Here is a 9,592-nt window from a genome sequence, read left to right on the forward strand (position 1 = left end):
AATCTGTATTTATTAGAAAGACACGAAAAATATATTTAATTCCGAAAATAAAGCTTATTAATTCTTAAAAGAATGATCATTTTCAAGAGCTGATTATAATTAATAATTAAAAATAATTTAATCAGTTTTTTGGAAAAAATATAACTGGAAAAATAGTAAAAATCAAATCAAAGAATAAAACCAATTTGTAGAAAATGGGATTTACTTTTGTCGGCTTTTTTCGGTTAATTTCAGAAAATTAGCAGAAGCAGAAGAGCCAGAGGACTATTTAAAAAATAATAGGACTGTAAGATAAATATTTATAGTCAGTATAAGTAGTTTATATCAATGTAAAAACGTAAAAAAACTATACAGTGGGGAAAAAACATGAAAATCAGAGTCGTTAGTTCAAGAGAAGAAATCTTTACACTTAACCCGAATGAACGTGTCGTTCATCTGGCTTTCAGACCTTCGAACAAGGATATATTTGGACTGGTTGAAACCTGCCCGAAAATCGATGTAATTCAGTTACCTAAATCCTACATGAGTACGGTTTCAAAATCCATAGAAATGTTCCTTGAGATGCAGAAAATCCAGCTTATCGAAGGAGACGTCTGGGGCCATAGGAAGGACATTAACGAATACTACAATATTCCATCCTCAGTGACTGATAAAATAAAGGAGATGAAAACTGAAGGTAAATCCAGTGAGGATATCGAAGCAAAGGTTTCAAGGGAAAGCAAACTTAACCCTGGAATGGTTGCTTATATCATCAGCAAAGAAGCTCCTGCTTGAATTCGTGCAGGAATATACCTTAAATTCACTCTTTACTGGAGATAGATGATCATGCAGAAAGATATTGCATCTTTCTCTGGATCTATCTCCAGCTTGAATTTTTCATTTAAAAAGGCCCTGGAAAATTCCCTGACTTGAGATTTAGCTCATATTTTTCATCTCAGGGGGATTTTACCTTTTTTATCTCAGGAAGGCTACACCTGTCTGTGATTATCCGAAATCGTCGAATTTTTTAAATCTTTGAATATTTAAGGTCCCATGTTCCTGATTTCCGGTTCCAATTTCTGTTTTAATTAATCTGCTTACACTAATACCTGAGTTAATATTACTATTGATTTTTATAAGAGTTAATTAGATAATTTTATGATATCTATTTGAAAACAGGCACCGAAGATATTTGAGAATAGATAAGAGGGAGAATTTTGAATAAGTAATTGTGCAAAACGTGAGTGGACTCCGGCAATTGCCTTCGTGGAGGGAACGCCCACGAGAAAAGACTAAAGCGTACGGAAATCCCTACAGATTTTTATGGTGAAAGATATGGCAAACCAGATGGGAACAAATTACGTCCTGCCTGGAAGGGCAGAATCTTACTGGATGGCAACAACCCCAGGATCAAATTATCCTGTTCTGCCAGGGGATATTCGCGTTGAAGTGGCGATAATTGGGGGAGGAATAGTAGGAATTACTTCGGCTTTTCTTTTGAAGCAAGCGGGAATATCCGTCGCAGTGATCGAGGCAGACAGGATCATAAAAGGGGTTACCGGCTATACGACTGCAAAAATCACATCCCAGCATAACCTGATATATAACAGACTTATATCGGAATTAGGAAGAGGACAGGCGAAACAGTACGCCGAATCTAACCAGGCGGCAATCGAGAAGATTGAGTATATAGTTCGTTCATGGGACATATCCTGCGACTTTGCTCACAAGCCAGCATATGTCTATGCAAGTTCTGAAGATTCTGCACAGAGGATTCTGGATGAAGTTCGAGCAGCCAGGAACCTGGGGCTTCCAGCCTCGTTTGAAGGGAACGTGCCGTTGCCTTTTGAAACGTACGGTTCAGTTCGTTTTAGCCACCAGGCACAGTTTCATCCTCGAAAGTACCTGTGTGCCCTTGCCAGAGAAATTCAGGGTAATGGTTGCCATATCTTTGAAAAAACAAGGGCACTGGGAATAGAAGGAGGAGAGCCCGTGATTATAAAAACTGATCGTGGGACGGTAAGAGCAGAAAATGTCATTCAGGCAACTCATTTCCCTATTGTAGAGAAGCCCGGAGGGTCATACAAAAAACTGTACCAATCAATGTCATATGTACTTGGAATGCGTATTGAGGAGACATTCCCGGATGGGATGTTTATCAATGCCGAGGAACCTGGACGATCCCTTCGCTCCCAGCCTGCAAACGGAAGTGAACTGGTACTTGCAGTTGGCGATGGGCACCCTACAGGGAATGGAAATCCAACACACGAGCACTACAGGCATCTTGAGAATTGGGCCAGATCGATTTATAAAGTACGATCTATTGATTATCATTGGTCAACTGAGGACGTCATGTCTGACGATAACGTGCCAATTATCGGCAGGCTTACTCCAGACAGTGAGCACTCCTATGTGGCAACCGGATTTCAGAAGTGGGGCATGACGACAGGCACTGCTGCAGCAATGATTCTCACGGATACGATTCTTGGCAGGGATAATCCCTGGACTGAGGTATACGATCCTTCAAGATCCCAACAGGTATCCCCATTCGCGGTCCAGAAAGAGATCTCCATGATCGAACCAGATCAGGGCATGGTTATTGAAAAAAGAGAGGAAAAGGTGGCAGTATACCGGGACCCGCAGAGTGTACTTTATACATTAAATCCTGCCTGCAGACACATGGGATGCTTTGTCACCTGGAATGATGCTGAGAAAACCTGGGACTGCCCCTGTCACGGTTCCCGTTACAGTGCCAGAGGAGAAGTAATTCAAAGTCCTGCAGTTTATGGGCTTCTGGAGAAGAAGATAAAGGAGTGAAACTAGTGTCGCGTCATTCCTCAAGGATTGAAAAATTCTGAATGGTTGTAATCGATTTTATACGACATTTTACTGCTGATGCGACACTAGTAGAGAGAGTGAAAAGACTAAGGGAAGGAGAAACTGAATAAACGGAAAAATTGTCTTGAAATTTCAGCCCTCTCTGCTCATATTGATAAATAACCACCGGATTCCAGGAGAATCTGTCTAAATTTTTAGTAAACTTTCTCAGAAGTTAGTTATGCGTATTTATTTCAGACTAACTCTTTAAGTCATGTAAGTAATCCAGTCAGCTCTTCTTGAATATTTTTCTGTATTTTTTCGGAAAATTCAAGTGGACTGAATTAGGTTACTAGGGAGGTAAAAATCCCAGCATTACCTACGATTCAATTTTTCGTTACCCACTAATTATGAGGGCCTGCTGTACTATATTTATAAAGTAATTCATCTTAACCTTTCTCACCCCCGATTCTATAACTCATAGTCTATTTTTTTAGTAATTCCCAATTCGGAAGTTTCTTCTTACGTAAAATTTCCAAAATATCCGTACGGAACACCTTATAATTTTTATAAACTATTGTGTTCGCTCCGATTCTCTATTCTCCAATCAATCCGAGAAAGAAAAATTTTTTCTATATAGTATTTTTCAAACCGTCCATGAATACGGATATGAGGTTGTAAGTGAAAAAAAATTTCTTTGTAGATTACAAACTTATTTTTTGGAGGAGAAACAGGAAGCTTAGAATGGAAATATTTTATCTTTATAATTCAGATTCTTTAAATTCACAAAATAATTGCCCAAAATCCTTTTTTTTCATACCCTCAAAAACCCGTAAAAATCTAAAATAAACACGCACTGTATAAATTTTCGTGTAAAAATACCAAAAATATTTTATAATAGGACTGCGTAGATCTTGGATGTCAACTCAGGAATTCAATGATAGGTGAATGAAAACTTTTTAAAAAGACGAGTTGGCCTGGCTAAAGGCCGTGATTATTAAGTCCGGAGGTATTGACCAGAAGGAGTAAAATCCTATGGTTAGTAACAAATTTTGAGTTGTAGAAGTCAAAGCTTCTCATGTCCGGCCACCTCCAATGACCAGTCCCTAGAAGGAGATTGGAGAGTGGATACTCTGTGTGCAACGTGTCCGCCCACATAAATCGCAGAGAACCGAATTGGATAGGTTCAAAAATATTACGCAGACGTAATACAGATTTTGAATAACAGCATAGACCCGACCTAATTAGAGAGTTCGGTACAGAATCGAATCCCATACAGAATCGATCCAGGTACAGAATCGATCTGATTAGATAGTTCGGAAAAAAACTATTACGAGTACGTAATATAGAATTTTGGGAATAAGTATACAATTACCCTATGAAATTTTGATTGTACTTAAAGTCCCTATAGATCCAACCCAAAGGTAATACGATGTTAAAAAGGAAGCTGGGAACCCTATTCCTGGCAACATACCTTATTTTAACAACCGTATTGGCTTTGGGAAAAAGATACAACTACCCTAAAGTTTTTGAGTAAACTCAAATTCTAAAAACCCAACCCAAAGGTGATACGATGCTAAAAAGACAGCTAGGAACCCTATTCTTAGTAACCTGCCTTATTTTAACAACCGTACCGGCTGTATTAGGCGGCCAGGACACAAAAACAATAACTGTTGCCGGAGATGGAAGCGGAGACTACAACTGTGATGGAAAAGAAGATCACGTGCAAATTAACCAGGCACTTGAAGATGCAGCAAATAATCCAGGCACAACTGTGCACCTTAAAGGCCCATTCACATATGTTATAGGCGATTCTCTTAAGATCGGCAGCAGCACGGTCCTTGAAGGAGATTCCAGTGTAACAGTTAAACTTGCCCCAGGACTCCCTGTATGGGGTGGGCGCGAGAGCAGCATTGCAGAGAAAAAAGCTATGCTTATGATTAAAGGCAATTCTGCAACCGATGTTACAATAAAAGGCTTTACTGTTGATGGTAGTCAGAGTGACTATTATTCTGGTGTTAAGCTTGGAACTTCCTGCTACAACATGGCAACATTCATAGGCGTTAATGGCCTAACAATTAAGAATGTTACATTCCAGAACGGATGTAATGATGCCATGCTTATTTCAAAGTCCAGCAACGTAACGATAGACACAGTAACCGTAAACAAATGTGGTCACGACGGCATATATGCCTATCACGTAACTGGCATTACAGTTAAGAATTGTAAATTTATTAACCGGACTAATTCGTCCTGTAGATTTGATTCTGTTGCCGATGGAGTGTTTACAAATAATGATTGTACCACATCTGGCGGTGGATATGCAGGCTTGGAATTACAGGGAACTCTTAAAAACATAGAAGTTTATGGCAACAATTTCCATGATTTAGCTGCTCCTGGAATAGTACATCTAAATACAAAAGAAACCAATGTAAATATTCATGATAATGTGATCGCTTGATCCCATTAACTGACATTGCAAAAAAGAAAGTATATTCTTAAGTACAGTCGGGTCCACGTTACGTGTTTGAGAATAACATATAGGACTGACGCAGTTGCCTGCTTTGCAGGCAACTTTTTAATTTTCACAATTTTTACACTAAGGAATACGTTCGTCTTTTTAGAAATTGATTAACAGCATTTCTTTTAATGCTCCACTTTGTTTCAAACCATGTAATTCCGTTTTTTATTATAATTTCAAATCTTAGAAATGCTCTTATTGTCATCACAATGTATGCTCTCTGCACATTATCTCTCCTCGCCTGACATCGCTCTACTTCACAAAATTGTTTTATTTCACTATGATATTCTTCAATTTCCAGGCTTTATTACCAACTCTTTCTTTTTGATCCCTGCATGTCCAGTACATCTGTAGCCCAATATTACATGTCACCATCTTTGGAAACTATCCAAACGGAGACTGCCTCTTACGGAAGCGAGTAAAAGAGCCATAAGATGACTATTCGAGTCAAAAAATACACCTAGAAACTTCTGTACAGCTAAATACTCGCGAAGAAGCAATGAGAAAGTTGATGTATTCGATGTCTGTCGCTGCCAGGATGTTCGAAGATGAACATGACATGGTTGACCTGATCATTGCCCAAGCACACGAAAATGAGCTCATGTATGTGCTATTTCCTTTTTGAAAAGAGAAGACAAATTTACGGTTACAATCAGACTAATAAAGTGGAGCCATACCCGAATAGGTTCACTGAGGCACTATTTGGTATATGTAAAATATTATATTTAGAATTAGTTAAAATCAGCAGATTTATATTAGTTTATTTTTAATTCTCACGCTGTTAAGGTGATTTACCTGAAAAATCTCACTATGGGCAAATAAATTCTTTGAATAAGAACATGCCCTCGAATTCGTACATTCACCTGGGCATCCAGTGTAAATATTTACCTAATTATAATAGAAGTCTTGCCCAAAACTTCTTTTAATTGACGGAGGAATTGGAATAAAAAAATTAACCGCTTTGTTAGTAACTTTTCTAATTTTAGTGTTAATATCGGGTATCGGAGCTGCGTCTGACATTATCGTCAAGCCAGGAAATTCAATTCAAACCGCTGTGACAAATTCGGCGTCAGGCGACGTAATAACTGTAAAACCTGGTACATATACCGAAAATATCAAAGTAATCAAAAATGGTATTACAATAAGGTCAGAATCCGGAAACCCTGATAACACAATAATAAAAGCCAAAAGTTCGGGTGCCGATGTACTTTTCCTACAGGGAAACAACATAAAAATAACTGGGTTTAAGACTGTAGGAGCAACCAGATCCAGCTACTCAGGAATCTGTCTGTCATCATGCAGTAACTGTATAATCGAGAACAATAAACTTTCGGACAACTCGTATGGAATCTATGTCCTGCGCTCCAAAGGAAATCAGATTTCAAAGAATACGGTTACAAATGATGGAGAATATGGGATTGTTCTTGGAACTGCCACAGACAATACTCTCTCAGGGAATACGGCATTTAATAATGGTCGTGGAATTCATGTTGGCAACTCGGACGGCAACAAACTCTCAGGCAACACCGTTCGAAACAACAATGCTTATGGTCTGTATGTCTGTCCCAGAAGCGATAGTAATCTGATTTACAACAATTATTTCAATGATGCTAATATGGCCATTAAAAACGGGATCGGAAACGCCTACAGCATCAAAAAAACAGCAGGTACTAATATTGTAGGTGGACCGTATAAAGGAGGTAACTTCTGGGGAAAACCTGATGGTACAGGATTCTCTCAAACTGCAGCGGACAAAGATGGAGATGGGATTTCCGATTCCGCGTATAAGAGTATAACAGGCAGCACCTATTCTGACTATCTGCCTTTAGTTAATTCTAAATCAGGAACAGGAAAGCCTGTTGCTGCAGTCTCTGCGTCCCCAACATCAGGAAATGCACCATTAAGCGTTGCCTTTACTGACAAAAGTACAGGATCGCCAACTTCATGGAAATGGACTTTTGGAGATGGAACCACTTCGACAGCCAAGAATCCAACACATAAATATTCTGCAAAAGGGAGTTACACAGTAATACTTACGGCAACCAATGCTGCAGGAAGTAATACGGTAACAAAATCCAATTATATAACAGTTACAGGAGTTACAAAACCTGTTGCTGCAGTCTCTGCGTCCCCAACATCAGGAAATGCACCATTAAATGTTGCATTCACTGATAAGAGTACAGGATCACCAACTTCATGGAAATGGAGTTTCGGAGACGGAACGAGTTCAACTGTAAAGAGTCCAACGCATAAATATTCTGCAAAGGGGAATTATACAGTAACACTTACGGCAACCAATGCTGCAGGCAGTAATACGGTAACAAAATCCAATTATATAAAAGTAACAACATCAGCAAAACCTGTTGCTGCAGTTTCTGCGTCCCCAACATCAGGAAATGCACCATTAAATGTTGCATTCACTGATAAGAGTACAGGATCACCAACTTCATGGAAATGGAGTTTCGGAGACGGAACGAGTTCAACTGTAAAGAGTCCAACGCATAAATATTCTGCAAAGGGGAATTATACAGTAACACTTACGGCAACCAATGCTGCAGGCAGTAATACGGTAACAAAATCCAATTATATAAAAGTAACAACATCAGCAAAACCTGTTGCTGCAGTTTCTGCGTCCCCAACATCAGGAAATGCACCATTAAATGTTGCATTCACTGATAAGAGTACAGGATCACCAACTTCATGGAAATGGAGCTTTGGTGATGGAACAACTTCGACAACTAAGAATCCAACGCATAAATATTCTGCAAAAGGGAATTACACAGTAATACTTACGGCAACCAATTCTGCAGGAAGTAATACGGTAACAAAATCCAATTATATAAAAGTGACCGCGACTTCGCAAACTCCGGTTGCAAACTTCTGGGGCTCTCCACTCTCAGGAAAAGCACCACTGAATGTCGTATTTACGGATACCAGCACAGGCTCTCCAACTTCATGGAAATGGAGTTTCGGAGACGGAACTAGTTCAACGGTAAAGAGTCCAACGCATAAATATTCAGCAGCAGGAACTTACACGGTAAAGCTGACAGCAAGTAATGCAGCAGGGAGTAATACCAAGACAAAATCAAGTTATATAAAAGTGACAAAAGTCTAAACGCGCTATAAAAGTCAGTTTTACTGACTAAAGAAGATTCATCCCATGTCTGAAAAGTGGACCACTTAGAAAAACGAATAAAAAGGTAACTATTCAGCTTGGAGCAAATAACCTCAATAGCCATCTTAATAAGATTCAATGGACAAATTTATCTGAATTAGTTTCTGTTAATTGATGGCCATTGATTACTTTTTTTATTTTTATCTAAGTTAATAATCAAAAGTATCTATTACATCAAAATCGAGATCAACCAACTTATTTTTGGTAGGCTGGATAGTTACGAAAATAGGAAAATTAAAAGAAGAAGAGGTATCCTCTTCAAATTATATGGGTAAAAGTACGTTTTATATATCTATTAAAAATTTAAAAATTGTGATAAAACTTATTGCCTATTTTATAGTTAGAAAACTTTCCCTTGAAACAGAGTAGAGAAATATATTATTTTCTCGTTCTAATATTTATAGTCAGCTTCGTCTCACTTTTTCTTCTTACTCCCAACTTCGAGTTATACATTGAAATTAACGCGTGTTTTTGAGATAATTTACTGATTATTTAGAAATCAACCAGCAGTTGGTAAATAAAAAGAGTACACGAATTCAAAATAAAAAAATGTTCAATTGAATTAAATAAACTAAAATGCTGTCTTACAGTTAAATTAAGACTATATTGATTTTTATTTAGTTGAGATTATATAGAAAGCAATATAAAATGGGAATGTTTATATTGGTTTATTTTTAATTCTCACGCTGTTAAGGTGATTTACCTGAAAAATCTATGGGCAAATAAATTCTTTGAATAAGAACATGCCCTTGCATTCTTACATTCACCTGGGCATCCAGTGTAAAACATTTACTTAGTTATAACAGAAGTCTTGCCCAAAACTTCTTTTAATTGACGGAGGAATTGGAATAAAAAAATTAACCGCTTTATTAGTAACTTTTCTAATTTTAGTATTAATATCGGGTATCGGAGCTGCGTCTGACATTATCGTCAATCCAGGAAATTCGATTCAAACTGCTGTGAATAATTCGGCACCAGGAGACGTAATAACTGTAAAACCCGGTACATATACCGAAAATATCAAAGTAATCAAAAATGATCTTACAATAAGGTCAGAATCCGGAAACCCTGATAACACAATAATAAAAGCCAAAAGTTCT

At 37.9% G+C, this 9,592-nt stretch carries 5 protein-coding genes; all 5 read left to right on the top strand.

What is annotated here, in order from left to right; translation table 11 throughout:
* Positions 1-366 precede the first annotated feature (366 nt).
* Positions 367-774, top strand: a complete 408-nt coding sequence (locus RG963_RS15590) for a DUF1699 family protein (RefSeq protein WP_310577200.1) — start codon at positions 367-369, stop codon at positions 772-774.
* A gap of 528 nt (positions 775-1,302) precedes the next feature.
* Positions 1,303-2,796, top strand: coding sequence for an FAD-dependent oxidoreductase (locus RG963_RS15595; RefSeq protein WP_310577201.1), 1,494 nt, complete (start codon positions 1,303-1,305; stop codon positions 2,794-2,796).
* A gap of 1,573 nt (positions 2,797-4,369) precedes the next feature.
* Complete coding sequence (locus RG963_RS15600) at positions 4,370-5,257, top strand: right-handed parallel beta-helix repeat-containing protein (protein WP_310577202.1); 888 nt, start codon at positions 4,370-4,372, stop codon at positions 5,255-5,257.
* Between the two features lie 1,045 nt (positions 5,258-6,302).
* The gene (locus RG963_RS15605; protein WP_310577203.1) at positions 6,303-8,432 is read left to right on the top strand and encodes a PKD domain-containing protein; all 2,130 of its coding nucleotides are present in this window, start codon (positions 6,303-6,305) and stop codon (positions 8,430-8,432) included.
* A gap of 261 nt (positions 8,433-8,693) precedes the next feature.
* Positions 8,694-8,861, top strand: a complete 168-nt coding sequence (locus RG963_RS15610; RefSeq protein ID WP_310577204.1) for a hypothetical protein — start codon at positions 8,694-8,696, stop codon at positions 8,859-8,861.
* Positions 8,862-9,592 lie beyond the last annotated feature (731 nt).

The organism is Methanosarcina baikalica, from assembly GCF_031461075.1.
In the GTDB taxonomy this organism is placed as follows: domain Archaea; phylum Halobacteriota; class Methanosarcinia; order Methanosarcinales; family Methanosarcinaceae; genus Methanosarcina; species Methanosarcina baikalica.

Excerpts from the sequence above, each read along its gene's own strand:
- RG963_RS15590 (WP_310577200.1), top strand. The coding sequence starts at position 367 with ATGAAAATCAGAGTCGTTAGTTCAAGAGAAGAAATCTTTACACTTAAC.
- RG963_RS15600 (WP_310577202.1), top strand. The coding sequence starts at position 4,370 with ATGCTAAAAAGACAGCTAGGAACCCTATTCTTAGTAACCTGCCTTATT.
- RG963_RS15595 (WP_310577201.1), top strand. The coding sequence starts at position 1,303 with ATGGTGAAAGATATGGCAAACCAGATGGGAACAAATTACGTCCTGCCT.